Genomic DNA, 15,317 nt, shown 5'->3' with positions numbered 1-15,317 from the left:
CCGACTTGTGTTCGGCGCAAGCGACAGCCGCCGTGGTCGCCCCAGCGTAAAGGGTCACGGCAAAGAACAAGATTCTCGCTAGCCCTTGCCCACGGGCGCGTCCTGCGTCTGGCATTTCCCATTGGTTCCATTGAACTGCGCATCCGATTCTTTCGGAGGTCGCTGCTCGTCCCTATATAGGAGAACACTCTGATGAACTCGACGTCACCCATCCGGCGCGCCCGCCTGCCCCTCGGTCGCTTGCTGGCAACTGCCGCCGCCGTTGATGCCATCCGGTCGGCCGGGGCCTCGATCTTTACTTTGATCAACCGCCATGCCTGCGGCGACTGGGGCGATCTATCCGAAGCCGATCGGGAGCAAAACAACCTGTCTGTCGTGGCAGGACGACGTGTGCTGTCCTGCTACCCACTGGGAGGAGAGCTGAAGGTGTGGATCATCACCGATGCCGACCGCTCGACGACCACCCTCTTGTTGCCAGAGGAGTACTGACCATGCCGATTCAGAAATTTCATCCGGCCATCCGGCTTGGGCAGCAACCGGTCATCGCACAAACCGGCACCCCACTGTTCAGTCGTCAAGGTCACTGGGACGGCGGTAGCCCATTGCACTGCGTTGCCATGGCGCTCGCGCTGCTTGGCAAACTGACAGATCCGGTGTATCTGCCGTATCACGGCAGCGGTCCCGAACGGAAGGTATGGGACGACGCCTGGCCGCATTACCTAAACGGGATGACGCTGGCCGAACTGGCGAGCTTTATCGCGGAGTTAAATCTCGGGGTGCGGCCGGCTACGTGTGCGACCTCCGAACACGACCTACTGTCCTTTGCGCAACGAGAGCTCGACGCCGGATGGCCGGCCATCATCGGCTGGCAACAACGGCATCCCGTCAAATGGCGTGCGGCGCTCGTTGTCGGCATCGAAGGACGCCAGAACGGTCGGGCCTTCGACACGCAAACATTACTGCTACTGGATCCCGCAGGCGATGCGCCGGAATTCGCAGGATTCAATGCACGTGTTGCCCGACACAACGACACGCTATTTCGTTATCAGTCGCCGTCAGCGTCGCGTGGCGTCAAGTTGCTTGGCGGTGTCTCAATCCGCAATGTCGTCAGCGCAGACGCTGACGCTTGATTTCCGGCGGAGTTGCCGCATTCGTGCGGCGTGTACCCGTCGGTGCCAGGGACACCTTGCCAAGCGGCTCGAACAGCTCGGCGAGCGTCACACCCAACACATGGCAAATGTTGGCGATCGTCTCAATTGACGGGTTCGCCACACCACGCTCGATCGCCGAGATATACGTGCGATCCACGTGCGCCTCAAACGCCAGCGTTTCCTGTGATTTTTCTGCAGCGTGCCGACATTGCTTAAGCCGCTTGCCCAAGGCAAGCGAAATAGGGGCCGGTTGGCGAGCAGCAGTGGCGTCCTGGCGTTTGGCAGTCATGAACGGCAGGATGCCCGCTTGACGACTGATTAACGACGCTGTAAACACATCAATTAATGATGACTATATACTACAAATCTATTCTGATCCTTTGCCTCACAAATCCGCCGTGACGCAGCGGTTAGTGGACAAGACTAAGGTTCGCCCATCTTTGTAGAGTAAACACATCAAACCTTTAAGGAGAAAGGTGCCTCATGACGGATTCATGGCATTACGAAAAGAACGGTCAGCGCATCGGGGCGATTAGCGCCACCGAGATCGGGGCGTTGATTCAGAACCGCACTATCGACGGCAAAACTCTCGTCTGGTCGCAGGGCTTGGCCGATTGGACGCCGCTTGCTGAGACAGATCTCGCCGTGCATTTGCGTCAGGCGAGCGCGCCACCGGTACTGCCAGCTGCACGCATTAGCAACACGATCGTGTGGATCCTCGCCTTCGCTCCGATCATCGGGGTACTTCTTGAGGCGACCTTTGCCGCGGCTATTGCGCCTGACTATTTGGCCAGTACGGCAGCCACCGCAGCGCTGAGGTCCAACCAGTACTGGTACATCACGCTTTTGCTCAATATTGGCTTGAGCTTGCTGGACGACCGGCAACTCAAGCGGGCGGGCGTAAATACGTCGGCTTTCGGCAAGTTCGCTTTCATCGTGCCCGTGTACTTGTGGAAGCGGGCCACCTCGCTGCGCCAGCCTAAAGCCTACTTCTGGGTTTGGCTTGCAGCATTCGTTCTCGTTGGACTTATTTGAGCGCGCCAACAAGGACACGTCGGCTCATCACTCGCCCCATCATCACAACAAGGTAAATCATGAAGAAAATCACCGCAGTCTTTGCTATCGCCATCGGTATTGCCTGTTCGACGAACGCATTCGCGGCCAACCACCTCGGGCAGTGCGTGTTTCCTAAAACCAAAGTGGGGGCGGGAGGTCGGCTCGTCATGAAGGCACCGATCAACGTTGCCGATGCGCCGAATGCCGCAGCAAGCAAACGCGCGCTCACCTCAATGCAAGCATTCACCATCAAGGCACAAGCGCCGGGTGGGTATGTGCAGTTGGCGACGGTACCGGACTACGACAAGCCGAATCCGAATCAGAATGGGGGGCGTGTCGTGGGGTGGGCAAAACTGAGCGACTTCGACTTCCAGGATCAGCGCAACTGCAACTGAGAACCCAATCGCTAGCTGGAGCTGCCCTCGCCGTTCTCGTGTTTTCGGGTCAGCGTCGTGACCGACTCCTCTGCCAGACGCCACGATGACGCGAGCATCAGGCTCACGCACGGCGCTCGTCATTCCGTGCTTCCGAAAGGCTTAAACATGTCCGTCGACATTCAGAAATTCTCCACCGATGAACTCAGCGCGGAGAAACTTAACCAACTCATCGCCTCTACCACGTCGTTCCAAATCGTGGGGGTTGCCGACATCAGCAAAGTAGTCGAAATGATCGAAGGACGGATCGAAAAATTTGATATGAGATGCAGAGTTTACACAGAGTATCGCTCCGCATCGCTGGCAACGATATTCAGCCCAGCAGCGATTCTCGGCGTCGGTGCAGCCATTGGTATCGCTGCGCACAATCTCGCCACGTATGATCCGGACTATGAGATCGGAAAGAATAAGGTCGCGGGCACCGTGACCGTCAAGTACATGAAGTAGTCCATCTGTGACGAGAGGCATCCGACCGGGTGCCTCTCGTTGTCTTGCCGCTACTTTTTCTTTTTCATGCTAGTTCACCGCCCATGAGCGGTGCACAGTTAGACAGTTGGGGCACGGCCCAAGGTCGCCTTCCGGCCCCAAAGGCATCGTTTACGGCGCTTCCCTCGGCTGACATCTACAGAGCAGGTAAAACACAAGTGGACCATTCGATGGCGATTCACACGAGCCGCCAGCGGTCACGGGCACAAGGCGCGCCGCAGCGGCCGGCATGTGGTCAAGTTGTCCGCGCGCCTCCTCTCCGGCTTCAGGGGCGGAACCCACTCTCGAAAAATGGTCCCGCGATCATATAAAGATCGGGCTCGCAGAATGCGCCGAATCACTCCCACTCGATCGTCATTAAGATAAAAATACCTTTATAAATTAATATGTTATTTAAATTCATGATCATGATGCCATGAAAAGTACCATGCAACACCAAGAGAATTTGAACTAGTCACCTTCGGATGGCGTTCAACCTCCAGCCGTGCGCCGCTTCTCCGGTTCTACGTGGGCGAGGTCGCCGGACCACCTCGCCAACTCGTCATTGGTGAGGCCCGCGAGGATTTGCGGCAGGTTCATGGTCCGATGCGGAGGGGGCGGCAGGTCATTGGACGGCAGGCCGTCGGTGATGAAACACGGCTCGGCCGAGTCGGTTAGATTCAGGTGCGTCATGCTCACTTCTCCAGTCTAGTCGCTAGAAAATGTGCGCCTCAAGCATCCGTTGCAGGACGCTTGAGGCGCTTTCTGATCGAGTTGCCTGATCTCGCCATGACAGCGAAAAAACCTACCCCTTTGCTGCCTCGGTCAAAAGATCGCCAACCGAGCGCGCAACCACATACCGGGCAGGGTTCTCACCAACCCCCAGCGCAGTGAAATGCGCCTTGCCGCATTCGATCTTGGCGCTTTCCTTATCGCGCAGGTCGTCGGTGAACAGGCTGCTTTTGGTTTCCACCACAAAGTACAGGTGCTGGGTGCCGTCTTCTTCCACCAACACGGCCCAGTCGGGGTTGTAAGTGCCCAGCGGCGTGGGCACTTTGAACCAGCCTGGCAGCTTGGCGTAGAGCTTGATGGCGTCGTTCTTCTCCAGCCCGTCGGCGAAGTCCCGCTCGGTGGTCGAATCGTACACCACGTGCTCGTAGATCGACTTCTGGGTATCCAGCAGCATGTTCTTGAGATAGCCGGTGAGCTCTTCCTTCTCGAACAGCTCTTGTGCATAGACATGCTGGTCGCCGAGCTTCTGATACTTGATGCCATCGACCAGGGCCAAACGCTTGCAGCGGTTGATGGTTTCGGCGGTCAATTCGATGAACTGCTGCGGATTGCGCTTGAAGTCGTCAAGGCGGCCGCTTCCCGTCAGGATGCTGACGATGGTGCGTCGAGTGAGCTGGGTGCGGTCCTGCAGGTCGGTCAGCAAATCCGGCAGCTCGATATCAGCCTCGTCTAGCACCACAGTCGCCGCGCCCGCTTTCTCCGCCGCGGCGACACCCGCCTTGCCGATAGAGATGTCGGCCTTGCGCCATTGCAGCCGTGCCTTGGCAATCACCGGGGCCTTCTGCAACGCTGCGATGCAATCCGTCACCAGCTTGGCGTTATCGAACTGCACGCGGTACGTTGTTTGGCGCTTGATGCGGTCCCAGAGTGCCTTGAACTCGTCGCTCAGATAAACGGCCTTGCCATCCTTGCCCTTGCGCAGCGGCACTTGCCTGCGCTCATCGGCATTCTTGATATCCAGCCGGCCGGACACCTTGCGCAGCACTTCGGCAATCCGGCTCTTTTGCGCATCGAACTCAGCTGGCAGTTCCAAGGTGCCGTTCTTCAGTGCCGTTTTCAGTGAATCCTGCACCTTGTCCTTGGCATCGATATGGCCGGCAGCTTTCAAGTGCTCCCAAAGTGCCTTCGATTGCTCCATGCCCAGAGGTGCGGTATGCCCGTCAGCGCCGGTCACGGCAATGGCGGCAAATTGGTGCTGCTCCACGATGCCAAAGCGGATGCCCGTGTCTTTCTCGATTTCCTTTTGCAGGTTCTCTGCAAACTGTTCGTAGTTTTCCGTGGCCACCACGGTCAGGGTGTTGACCTCGAAGCCGCGTACCCGTTCGCCATCCTGGTTGACGCACAGGCGCAGGCCACGGCCAATGGTCTGGCGGCGCTCGCGCTCGGTCTGAATGTCGCGCAAGGTGCAAATCTGGAACACGTTGGGGTTGTCCCAGCCTTCCTTGAGCGCAGAGTGGGAGAAGATGAACTTCAGCGGAGTGCTGAAGGACAGCAGCTTCTCCTTCTCCTTCATGATCAGGTTGTAGGCACGCTCGGCATTCTCCCGGTTGCCCGCATTGTTCTCGGCGGTATCGGTCCAGCCGCCCTTCTTGTCGATGGAAAAATAGCCGTTGTGTACTTCCTCGGCGGCGGACTCCAGGTCGATCTCGGCAAACAAGCCCTGGTAGGCCGGCAACCTGGCGGCACGGCGATATTCCTCTTCGAACATCTGCGCATACACACCCTTGACCGGCTGGCCGGCCGCATCGTACTGGCGGTACTTGTCCACCGCGTCGATGAAGAACAGGCTCAGCACCTTGATCCCCAATGGGCGCAGGTGCTTTTCCTTGTCCAGATGCTCCTTGATCGTGCGGCGGATCATCTCTCGTTGCACGGCCAGCGCATCCACATCACCGTGGGCCTGCCCAGGCTGCAAAAACACTTCGCCGCCGGGGTAGCGTAGCTCGATGAACTCCTCGCCCTTGGCCGTGTTGATCTCGCCCACCCGAAAATCGGCGTAGATCGCACGGCCATTGGCACTTTGCTGAAGGTCGTCGCCATCGCTGACCGTCACCTCCACCCGCTGAACGCCGGTGGCGGCCTGTTTATCCAGCTCGACCTTGGCACTGATGCGGCCGCGCTTGTTCTCCACCTTCACCAAGCGTACGAAAGGCTTGTTGTGCGCGTCTTCTACGGTGGCCGAGGCCACCTCAATCTGCTTGACCAGCTTGCGCTCATACGCATCCACGGCATCCAGGCGGAACACCATGTGGTGCTTGTCCACATGGGTAGCGGAGTAGCGCAGCGTGCAGAGCGGATTCATGGCGTCCAGTGCTTCCTTGCCACGGCCTTCCAGGCCACCGTCCACGCTTTGCGGTTCATCCACGATGATGATCGGCCGGGTTGCCTTGATCAAGTCAATAGGCTTCTCGCCGCCGGTTTTCTCGCTCTCTTTGTAGAGGTTGTTCACATCCTTCTTGTTGATGGCGCCCACCGTCACCACCATGATCTGGATGTTGGAGCTGGTGGCGAAGTTGCGCACCGGCCCGGGCTTGCCCGAGTCGTACAGAAAGTAATCGAACGGCGCGCCCGCGTAGAGCCCCTTGAAGTGCTCCTCGGTGATTTGCAGGGTCTTATAGACGCCTTCCTTGATGGCCACCGACGGCACCACGATCACGAACTTGGTAAAGCCGTAGCGCTTGTTCAGCTCGAAGATCGAGCGCAGGTACACATAGGTCTTGCCGGTGCCGGTCTCCATTTCCACCGTGAAGTCGCCGGAAGTCAGCGAGCCGGAGGGCGGCAGGCCACCACGCAACTGGATGTCTGACAGGTTCTTGAGCAGCTCGTCGTCGAGCAGCGTCAAGCGGTTGCCAACGCCAAGGTCGGACTGCGCCATGCCCAGTGACATCTGCGCTTCATCGGGCAGTTTCATGGTCACCGTGAACTCGGTGCGGCAGACCTCCTGCCCACGGAAAAGATCGCACACAGCCTCGATGGCCTGCATTTGGTAGTCGAGGTTAGGCTCGAAGTGCAGCTTCATTGGCTCACTCCTTCGATCAAACGGAACTCCCTATCGTGGCGGGTGCGGTTCGGATCATCTGTCGAAACCACGAGTTTGAGCTGCTCAACGTAGTCTTTCGGCAAGCCGTGTTCCTGCGCACCGGCAATCACCAAGGCTTTGTACCAACCATAAGGCGTTAATGATTCATCTGTCGCCGTTGCTTGGTAGGCCTTGGCAATGACGTTAATGCCATCATGCAGAACATGAGCCTCGATCTCTTCATATCCATGTCCGAGACCCTCTGCGCGGTCGAGCGCAGTCTTATCAGAATCTTTAATTCGATAAAGGACGCCAATGATGAGCTTGCCTGGGCAGGCGACAACGTCGCATTTCCCCGAGTTGTCTTTGCTTCGCTTGTGCCAGCGAAGTTCATGATCAGGCAATTCGGCCACACCTACCGGCTCGGCAGAAGGGCAGCGCGCCCGCAGGCGACTGGAAAGCATGTTCGAGCCATAAGAAAAATACAGAAAAGTATTTACTGGCATCACAGGCTCCTGACGTTCTGAATGCCGTGCTGCTCCAGAATGGCGGCGAGGTTGGTCTTGGCCACGTCATCGGCAAAGGCGCTGTCGCGGAACACGCAAGTGGTATCGCCAGCGGGAGCCAGTTGCTTGTGCCAAGCGATGATGCCTTGGGCGAGTGACTCCACCTGCTCACGGGTAATCTTTTCGGCCAGGCAAGCCAGCAGCACGCCTCCGCCCACGGCATGCACATCCAGTCCTTCCACATTGCGCTTCTCGATGGGCACGCATAGGTCGAGGCCTAGTTTGAGCAACAGCTCATAGAACACATCGGCCTCAGAGCGACCTTCAAGCAGGTGATCCTGATGATCGAGCAGCGTGGCTTCTAGGTCATCCGGCTTCGGATTCCAAGCGCGAATGTTAGAGGTGTCGAGCTTGAAGACGCGGAAACCCGTATCGCCCACGAACAGTGGATTGTCCGCTTTAACCTTGGCTCCGGCACGACGCAGACGTTCTTTCGTCAACTCGGCGATGTTTCGCTTAAGTCCAAGCTTGTCGCATACGGTCGCGGCTGCCTTCTGGTTCTTTTCAGCCGGATTCAGCGGCTCCGGAAGTTGAATCGTCAGGATGCGTCGCGCAAAACCGTCGATTGCGTTCTGCTGCATCACCGCTTGTCCTGCTGCTGCAGAACCCGAAAAAAGGTCGGCAACAATGTCATTTCCACTCGAACCAAGCAGTACGCAGGTGCGAAGAAAATCGATTGACTTAGGGAAATCGAATGATTCGCCCGGAATCAACTCCTTCAATGCTCGCTTGGCACTATCGGTCGAAAATTCGCCGCCAAACCACACCGACTTCGGCTTCGAAGTGCGCTCAATGGCCTCATCCTCCTCATCATCAACTTCATCATCGGCATCATCTACTGCAATCGACGGATCAAGGTATAGCCGATGATCAACATCCAACCTTCCACTACGTCCAGATCGCTTTGCGTGCATCCAATCCAGATGCTGCTCCACCTTTTCATATCCCCAGCGCCAGCACCCCTCAGAACCGTCTCCACGCAGAGGGAAGATCTCGACGTCGGTGTCGCTTTTTCGACTCAACGAACATACGCCAGTCGCCTCATCCCAATAAATAGGGAAATACATCTTGGGGCGATCCTCACGACGATCCGGGCCGCCGCGTTTTCTCAGGTCTCGAAGTGCATACTTTTGACCATTTTCGTCCTCGTACTTGAATGCAGCGCGTTGCGCCTCAGTCAGCGGTAGGCCGTTGGAAACAAAGCCAGGATTTGCGTAGACAACAACGTATTCGTGACAAGCGGCGATGTGCTTTTTGTCGTTGCGACCCTTCATGTTGTTGACAACAGCAACGGTGGCAACGAAGTTTTCTTCGCCAAATATTTCATCCGCAAGCATGCGAAGGTTATGAAGTTCATTGTCGTCGATCGAGATAAAAGCGACACCATCCTTCTTAAGCAAGCTCTTCGCTACTTTCAAGCGCGGATAGATCATATTCAGCCAATCAGTATGAAACCGCCCGCTGGCTTCGGTATTGCTGCTGATCTTCTGCCCGCCTTCGACTTGCCCGGTTAACTCCAGATAGTTCTTGATGTTGTCCTGAAAATTATCCGGGTACACAAAGTCCTTACCGGTGTTGTACGGCGGGTCGATGTAGATCAGCTTGACCTTGCCGGCATAGCTCTTTTGCAGCAGTTTCAGCACTTCGAGGTTGTCGCCCTCGATCATCAAGTTCTGGGTGCTCTCCCAATCCACGCTGTCTTCCGGGCAGGGGCGCAAGGTGCCGGTGCTGGGCGTGAGTGCCAGTTGCCGCGCGCGGCGCTTGCCGTGCCAGTTGAGGCCGTACTTCTCGTCGGCATCGGTCACGGTGGCATCGCCCACTAAAGCTTTGAGCACGTCCACATTCACCGCCACTCCGCTCGCGCCCTCGGTGATCAATTCCGGGAACAGCGCTTTGAGCTGTTCGATATTGCCCGCCGCCAGATCGGCGGACTGAGCTTCCGGGCTGGCTACCGTGAGTTTTTTCATGGTCTTCTCCGTCATTCTTTCAATCTTCAAAGCTGTAGTTGTGCGGCGGCCAGTTCGGCCTGGAGGCGCTTGAGCGTCAGGTTCAGTTCCACCCGGCGCGCCAGTTGTTTTTCTTTGGCCGCCTCGGCACGCAGGCGACTGATCTCGCCTTCCAACCGCTGGCAATCGGCCAATGCTTGCCGCCGCGCCGCGGCCTGTTCTGCGGTTGCGACGATTTGATATTTGCCTGTCCGCCGTGCTGCATGCAGGGTGTGCACGCATTCAACCCAGCCTTGATAAAGGGCGTGTAGCGAGGTCTGGGGCTGACGCGCAATCGCAAGCGATTGCATGAAGTCCCGTTCGATGTCGGAAGCCACCTTCGCATCGGTTCCAGGTGTGCCATCGGCTGATTGAAACAGCGAGGCCCACACCAAGTCACCGTCGAGCACGACCTTGTCCGCCTCGTTCTGCGCCCAGCGCTTATGCGCCAGCGAGAGGATCAACGTTGGCCCATCAACCAGCAGCAACAGCACTGGATAAGGCACGGCCCGGTGCACCAATTCTGCAAGGCGTGAAAGTCTGGCTGGCTTTATGGTTCCGCGCAGGGTGACGGCCAGCACCGCAACCTCCAGGTATTCGCGCTGCGTGTCGCGGCATTCGGGCACGCCGATGGTGTTGGGCTTCATGGCGGCCAGCCACTGGATGTCTTCAATCGCATCCGTGATCAAGCGCTTGTCAGACGCCGTGGGTGCGCTGTTCTCCAGCAACAGCTTCTTGGGCACGCGCTGATCCACCCGGGCGCTATCGGGAAGACTCAGGGCACTGACGACATCCGACCAGTTCATCGCGAGAGTGCCGCTCCAAATGCCTTGACCGTTTCTTCGCTGTCGCGCCCGGCAATGGTTTTGCCCATGGCCTGCTCGATCAGCTTCAACAGTGCGGCGGCGCGTTGGCGGACAAACGCATCGAAGTCGTCCGAGCGCAGCGCAGTCACCGGAATCACGTGGGAGAGCAGAAACTCGTCCAGGCTATCCGGGGCCACCTGCTTGGCTTTCTGGATGCGGGCGAGGTACACGCTGGGCGCATCCCCGCTGATGAAACGATTGGTGCCAGCGGCCAGAGGGGCCTTGTTGACCACACTGTTCCATTTCTCCTTGGGCAATTTCTGCTTTTCGCACCAGGCACGGGGGAACACATGGTGGATGTCGATGGCGTTGTTGAAGTAGGTGTTGAGGTCGATCGGCGTACCGCTGACGAAATCCCGGCCGCCGTGCTTCATGAGCAAGGCAGCCAACCCCTTGTAGGCCGCTGCGAGGCGGCTTTGCAGGGACAGCAGGCGCGTCGGCGCAAAGTTGGCGTCGCGCGCCGTGCGCGGCTCGCTGCCGCCTTCGACCCAGGCGACCACATCCTGGATGTCCATGCCGAAACGGGTTTCGTTGGCGCCACCGTACAGTTCGCCCAGAACACCACTCCAGTACCAGCGCAGCAGCTTTTGCTTGATGCCATGTTGCGTCGTGCGGTCTGCCAGGTGCGCGCAGATGGCCGACAACGGAACGAGCTGCGTGGCATACGGCAGGCTTCGGTCATCGAAGATTTTTTCCTCTGCCAGCAACTCGGCAGCCCGCTTGAGGCCTTTCTCCAAATCGGATTCCAGCGCCTTGAAGTCCGCTAGCGGCAACTTCAGCACGTCAGCGCGCTTGCAGCTGACGGATGTGCCATGCGCTTTGTGCCGCCGATAGCTGGCAAGCAGCGTTACTGCGGTGAGAAAGCTGGTGCCATCCACCGCCGTGAGCACATCGTGCTTGGCGGTCAGTCGCTCCTGCCGCGCCTCCCAGTCATCGCGCAGGTTGAATTCATCCGCTGCGAAGGTGGCGGTCATCAACTCGAACACGGTCAGCGTGACACCGCCGGTATTGACCTTCTCGAAGACTTGACACACGGCTTCGCGCGGCGTGTCTTGGGTCAGTTCGATGGCGGGCACCTTGAACTGTTGGAAGCGTAGCCAGATTTCGTTGCGAAACCGCTGCATGAACTGCATGGCTTCCGCTGCGAACTGATGGTGCGCGCTGAAGCCACTTTCCCAGGCCATAAACCCTTGGATGTCGAACAACAATGCCACGGGGAAGAGCCGCTGGCTGTACTGCAGGTCTGGCGTGCTGACGTCCAGATCAACCTTTCGGCCGAAATCCGACGTGACTTGCAGCGTCTCCGGCACTGAGAGTACGGCATCTTCACGGTCCGCAGATTCATCCAGGCATTTGCTCATGTCGAGGAAATATAGACGACGAATATCCGCGCCTTTCTCCGTGCGTGTCGGCACTGGCTGGCCGCTGCGCAGCGCCAAGTACATGGAGGTCAAGCGCTGCTGACCATCAAGCACGAGGGTCTTTGGAGCAGGCGCAGGCTGCAGGTTCACACCGGCAAACAGTCGGGGCTTGAATGGCACCCCGCCCGCTTCCAGAAACATGACCGCGCCAATCGGGTAGGACAGCGAGAGGCTCGCGATCAACGACCGAATATGGTTGTCGTCCCACACCCAACCGCGTTGGAAGTCAGGAAGCTGGATTTGCCCCGATGCAATTCCATCGAGGACATCTTTCAATGCGGGTTCGGCGGTGCGAAAGCTCATGCTGGTCCTTGTAATCAAATGCTTTGCTGATCGGGCAGCACGACGAGAAATGCCACCACCTCAAAGTCGCCGCTGCCGGCGAACTCGCCTTTCATGGCGTGCGTGCCACCGGGCGTGAACAGGCTGGCCACGGCCCGTTCTTCTTGCCTCCCAGCGACGGAGGCGACCGCCGCAGCGAGCAGCTTCTGGGCGTGGCGCATGTCTTCGCCGCCTTTGGTTGCTTTGTCGAAACGTGTGCAGGCACTGTCATCCGGCCGTTCGCGCCCCAAAGCCAGGCGCTTGAGGCGATCCAGGATGCGCTTGGCCTGCGGGTACGGCAGCAACACGGTGCCGTCATCGCCGACATGCACCAGGTAGTGCGGCGCCAGCGGGTAATCAGACGTTGTGGCGGGCTTTGCTGCCGGGTCGCAGGCTTGCAGGCAGAAGATCACGCCGGGCGGAATGTCTGCATCCAGCGTGGTGGTGACCGCATAAGCACCCAGCGGCTGGGTGTCCAGCTTGCCGGGGTGGCTTTTGAGGAACTGCGCCAGGTCGATGCGAAAGTCGGTCAAGGTAAGGTCGGTGATCGCCACGCCAGTAGACAGGTCTTCCATGTCGATCACCGTGTCCTGCAGCTTGAGCAGTTGCTTGCGCCGGTACTCCAGGTCGTTCATGGCGTTGCCGGATTGCTGCTCGATCAGGTTTTCTTCGCCTGTGGCCGAGACATCGAGCAGCACCATGCGGCCGCTGACGCGCTGCTCCAGGTTGATGTATTCCTCCAGCTCCATGTTGGGCCAGAAGTTCACGAGCTGGATGCGCTGGTTGGGCGAGCCGATGCGGTCTATACGCCCGAAGCGCTGGATGATGCGCACCGGGTTCCAGTGAATGTCGTAGTTGATCAGCCAGTCGCAGTCTTGCAGGTTCTGCCCCTCGGAGATGCAATCGGTGGCGATCAGCAGGTCGATTTCGCCTTCATCCGCTAGGTCTTGCGGACGCTCCTTGGCGCGCGGGGCGAAGGTCGAAAGCACATCGCCCATGCTTTTGCGCAAGCCTGGCATGGTGGTTTGGACGCCGGCGCTGCCGGTGACGACCGCCGCATGTACACCCAGCGTATCCCTGGCCCAATGGGCAAGCTGTGCGTAGAGATAGTGCGCCGTGTCCGAGAAGGCGGTGAACACGATGATCTTGCGGTTAGCTTTGCCATCGTGGGTGTTGATGGGCTGGGCGCATTTGTGAGCAATCATGTCGCGCAAGGCCGCCAGCTTGGCATCACGCCCGGCATCCACTTGGCGCGCTGCCTCCAGCAGGGTCGACAGGCGGTTGCGGTCTTCCAGTAGGTCCTGCTTCCAGCGAATCAGATCTACATCGCCCAGCAGCACCTTGACCTTGCGGCCGACCAGCAAGGCCTCGAACGCCGGGTCGTCGATATCGACGTCGGCAATGTCGATTTCCTCCAGCGCCTCGGCATGGGATTCGATGCGCGCCAGGGTGTTCTCTACATCCTTCAGTTGGCGCTGTACGGTCAGGGTGAAGGCCGATACGCAGCTTTCCATGCGTTTGAGCACGTTCACGCGTAGCAGGTGGATCAGGCTTTCCTCACGATCCGCCTGGCGGAAGAAACCTTCACCACCACGCACCTGGGTGCTGTACTTGGCGTCGTAGGCGGCCTGCTTGTGGGGCAGCACATAGCGCAGCGGCGCGTAGCTGGCGAGGGTGAGCCGACGGATTTCCTGGTTGATGTCGCGGATGGCACGGAACTCGCCCGCAAGGTCCACGTCGGCCTTGATGTTGATGGGCGGCAGTCGGTCGGGGAAGCGACCGGTCTCGCTGGTGCCGTAGTACTTCTCCACATGCCGCCTGGAGCGGGCAATGGTGAGATGGTCCAACAGGGTGAAGTAATCAAAACCCAGCATCTCCACCAACTGGGCGGGGGTCTTTTCAGCTTCGTCCAACGCCAGCCAGCGATTGAATTGCGCCTGCGCCTTACGGGTCGTGGCCTCGATGCTGGCGATGCCGTGTTCCACCAGGGCGGCGTCATCGCCTTCGGTGGCAAAGGCAATCTGGTTGCGCAGGTCGGCCAGGCGGTTGTTGACCGGCGTGGCGGAGAGCATCAGCACGCGTGTCTTGACGCCTTCACGGATGATGCGTCGCATCAAGCGGTCGTAGCGTGATTCCTTGCCCTTGTGCGTGGCCTTGTTGCGGAAGTTGTGCGACTCGTCGATCACCACCAGGTCGTAGTTGCCCCAGTTCACATGAGACAGATCGATGTCACCCGACAGGCCGCCATCACGCGACAGGTCGGTGTGGTTGAGCACGTCGTAGTTGAACCGATCAGCCGCAAGGATGTTGCGCTTGTCGTTAGCCTTGTAAAGCGTCCAGTTGTCGCGCAGGCGATTGGGAGCCAGCACCAGTACGCGGTCGTTGCGCAGCTCGTGATATTTGATGATGGCCAGGGCTTCGAAGGTTTTGCCCAGCCCCACGCTGTCGGCGATGATGCAACCGCCAAAGCGGCTCAGCTTGTCAATGGCACCCACCACACCATCGCGCTGAAACTTGAAGAGCTTCTTCCACACCACGGTATTGCGAATGCCGGTGGCCGACTTGACGATGTGCTCCTCGTCCATCTCGTCATCGCTGTCCTGAAAGAGGCGGTGCAGCATCGAGGTGTAGATGGTGAAGGGATCGCGGTGCTCGCCCAGGGCCTGCAGTGTTTGAAGAACGGACGCGCTCTCGTTACGCTGGCCTTTGGAGTCGGTGGCAGAAGCACCTTGCAAGCCTGACCACTGATGATCGAACCATTGGGCGAGCTGCGCGGCTTCGTCGGCCGTTTCTGATGCTTGGATCAGGTTCAGCGGGTTGCCCGGCGTCAGGCCAAGGCCAGACGTGTTGAAGGCAAATGAGCCTAGGACTCCTTGGGCAGGTGCCCCGTCTGGCCCGCGCATAACGACAGCCCCCTGCGGCACAGCTTTTGATGCCCGCCGAAGCTCCACTTTCTCACTGATCCATTTCGCGCACTGATTGGCCAACCAACGTGCCTGCAGACGATTGCGCGCAGCGCGGTCGCCCTCCGTGCCTAAGAGTTCAAGTGCCTCGCTATCAGGAGGCACGATCAATTGAACTCGATCCAGAGCAGACAACGCCTCCCGGATTTCTGCAAAGGCATAGAGAGAAAAGGAAGGCGTTACACAGTCGAGTCGGTTGCCGTACTTGAGGTGGGGCCTCATCAAGTCGATGACGCGCTGTGTTCCGGTGTTTTGGATTAGCTTCATGGACGCCTTCG

General features: G+C 58.6%; 13 protein-coding genes. 5 read left to right on the top strand and 8 right to left on the bottom strand.

The window, feature by feature from the left end; all coding sequences use genetic code 11:
- Positions 1-192 precede the first annotated feature (192 nt).
- Together PSO31014_RS14255 and PSO31014_RS14250 are read left to right on the top strand one after the other, a co-directional pair.
- Positions 193-489 carry a hypothetical protein gene (locus tag PSO31014_RS14255; protein WP_150552198.1) on the top strand — a complete coding sequence of 99 codons (297 nt, stop codon included), beginning with the start codon at positions 193-195 and terminating at the stop codon, positions 487-489.
- A complete protein-coding gene (locus PSO31014_RS14250) occupies positions 429-1,130 on the top strand; it encodes a hypothetical protein (protein ID WP_343039587.1) in 702 nt (233 codons plus the stop codon). Before PSO31014_RS14255 ends, PSO31014_RS14250 begins: the two co-directional genes overlap by 61 nt.
- Here the strand turns inward: PSO31014_RS14250 and PSO31014_RS14245 are convergent.
- Complete coding sequence (locus PSO31014_RS14245; RefSeq protein WP_150552297.1) at positions 1,108-1,452, bottom strand: helix-turn-helix domain-containing protein; 345 nt, start codon at positions 1,450-1,452, stop codon at positions 1,108-1,110. The genes PSO31014_RS14250 and PSO31014_RS14245 overlap by 23 nt on opposite strands.
- Before the next feature lie 182 nt (positions 1,453-1,634).
- Here PSO31014_RS14245 and PSO31014_RS14240 point away from each other — a divergent pair, with 182 nt between their 5' ends.
- From PSO31014_RS14240 to PSO31014_RS14230, 3 genes are all read left to right on the top strand, one after another.
- Positions 1,635-2,186, top strand: coding sequence for a DUF4339 domain-containing protein (locus tag PSO31014_RS14240; RefSeq protein ID WP_150552196.1), 552 nt, complete (start codon positions 1,635-1,637; stop codon positions 2,184-2,186).
- A 59-nt stretch (positions 2,187-2,245) separates the two neighbouring features.
- Positions 2,246-2,602, top strand: coding sequence for a hypothetical protein (locus tag PSO31014_RS14235; RefSeq protein WP_150552195.1), 357 nt, complete (start codon positions 2,246-2,248; stop codon positions 2,600-2,602).
- A 147-nt stretch (positions 2,603-2,749) separates the two neighbouring features.
- On the top strand, positions 2,750-3,088 hold the full coding sequence (locus tag PSO31014_RS14230) for a hypothetical protein (protein ID WP_217424922.1): 339 nt from the start codon (positions 2,750-2,752) through the stop codon (positions 3,086-3,088).
- 510 nt (positions 3,089-3,598) lie between these two features.
- On the opposite strand, the gene PSO31014_RS14225 is transcribed toward PSO31014_RS14230, so the two are convergent.
- From PSO31014_RS14225 to PSO31014_RS14195, 7 genes are all read right to left on the bottom strand, one after another.
- A complete protein-coding gene (locus tag PSO31014_RS14225) occupies positions 3,599-3,799 on the bottom strand; it encodes a hypothetical protein (RefSeq protein WP_150552194.1) in 201 nt (66 codons plus the stop codon).
- Positions 3,800-3,911: 112 nt separating this feature from the next.
- Positions 3,912-6,917 carry a type III restriction-modification system endonuclease gene (locus PSO31014_RS14220; RefSeq protein ID WP_150552193.1) on the bottom strand — a complete coding sequence of 1,002 codons (3,006 nt, stop codon included), beginning with the start codon at positions 6,915-6,917 and terminating at the stop codon, positions 3,912-3,914.
- Positions 6,914-7,423, bottom strand: a complete 510-nt coding sequence (locus tag PSO31014_RS14215) for a gamma-glutamylcyclotransferase family protein (RefSeq protein ID WP_150552192.1) — start codon at positions 7,421-7,423, stop codon at positions 6,914-6,916. Before PSO31014_RS14215 ends, PSO31014_RS14220 begins: the two co-directional genes overlap by 4 nt.
- Positions 7,423-9,450: a site-specific DNA-methyltransferase gene (locus tag PSO31014_RS14210; protein ID WP_150552191.1), complete on the bottom strand. Its 2,028-nt coding sequence runs from the start codon at positions 9,448-9,450 to the stop codon at positions 7,423-7,425. The genes PSO31014_RS14215 and PSO31014_RS14210 overlap by 1 nt, the downstream gene beginning before the upstream one ends.
- 26 nt (positions 9,451-9,476) lie before the next feature.
- The gene (locus PSO31014_RS14205) at positions 9,477-10,274 is read right to left on the bottom strand and encodes a DUF4391 domain-containing protein (protein ID WP_150552190.1); all 798 of its coding nucleotides are present in this window, start codon (positions 10,272-10,274) and stop codon (positions 9,477-9,479) included.
- Complete coding sequence (locus PSO31014_RS14200) at positions 10,271-12,058, bottom strand: DUF262 domain-containing protein (protein WP_150552189.1); 1,788 nt, start codon at positions 12,056-12,058, stop codon at positions 10,271-10,273. Before PSO31014_RS14200 ends, PSO31014_RS14205 begins: the two co-directional genes overlap by 4 nt.
- A 14-nt stretch (positions 12,059-12,072) precedes the next feature.
- Complete coding sequence (locus PSO31014_RS14195) at positions 12,073-15,306, bottom strand: helicase-related protein (protein WP_150552188.1); 3,234 nt, start codon at positions 15,304-15,306, stop codon at positions 12,073-12,075.
- Positions 15,307-15,317 lie beyond the last annotated feature (11 nt).

Source organism: Pandoraea soli (assembly GCF_902459595.1).
Lineage (GTDB): Bacteria > Pseudomonadota > Gammaproteobacteria > Burkholderiales > Burkholderiaceae > Pandoraea > Pandoraea cepalis.
The sequence above is the reverse complement of the archived record's forward strand: the minus strand, read 5'-3'. Positions and strand labels throughout refer to the sequence as shown.

What these genes read in the sequence shown, in the direction of transcription:
- PSO31014_RS14255 (WP_150552198.1), top strand. Translation starts at nt 193, where the DNA reads ATGAACTCGACGTCACCCATCCGGCGCGCCCGCCTGCCCCTCGGTCGC.
- PSO31014_RS14240 (WP_150552196.1), top strand. Translation starts at nt 1,635, where the DNA reads ATGACGGATTCATGGCATTACGAAAAGAACGGTCAGCGCATCGGGGCG.
- PSO31014_RS14235 (WP_150552195.1), top strand. Translation starts at nt 2,246, where the DNA reads ATGAAGAAAATCACCGCAGTCTTTGCTATCGCCATCGGTATTGCCTGT.
- PSO31014_RS14230 (WP_217424922.1), top strand. Translation starts at nt 2,750, where the DNA reads ATGTCCGTCGACATTCAGAAATTCTCCACCGATGAACTCAGCGCGGAG.
- PSO31014_RS14225 (WP_150552194.1), bottom strand. Translation starts at nt 3,799, where the DNA reads ATGACGCACCTGAATCTAACCGACTCGGCCGAGCCGTGTTTCATCACC.
- PSO31014_RS14220 (WP_150552193.1), bottom strand. Translation starts at nt 6,917, where the DNA reads ATGAAGCTGCACTTCGAGCCTAACCTCGACTACCAAATGCAGGCCATC.
- PSO31014_RS14215 (WP_150552192.1), bottom strand. Translation starts at nt 7,423, where the DNA reads ATGCCAGTAAATACTTTTCTGTATTTTTCTTATGGCTCGAACATGCTT.
- PSO31014_RS14210 (WP_150552191.1), bottom strand. Translation starts at nt 9,450, where the DNA reads ATGAAAAAACTCACGGTAGCCAGCCCGGAAGCTCAGTCCGCCGATCTG.
- PSO31014_RS14205 (WP_150552190.1), bottom strand. Translation starts at nt 10,274, where the DNA reads ATGAACTGGTCGGATGTCGTCAGTGCCCTGAGTCTTCCCGATAGCGCC.
- PSO31014_RS14200 (WP_150552189.1), bottom strand. Translation starts at nt 12,058, where the DNA reads ATGAGCTTTCGCACCGCCGAACCCGCATTGAAAGATGTCCTCGATGGA.
- PSO31014_RS14195 (WP_150552188.1), bottom strand. Translation starts at nt 15,306, where the DNA reads ATGAAGCTAATCCAAAACACCGGAACACAGCGCGTCATCGACTTGATG.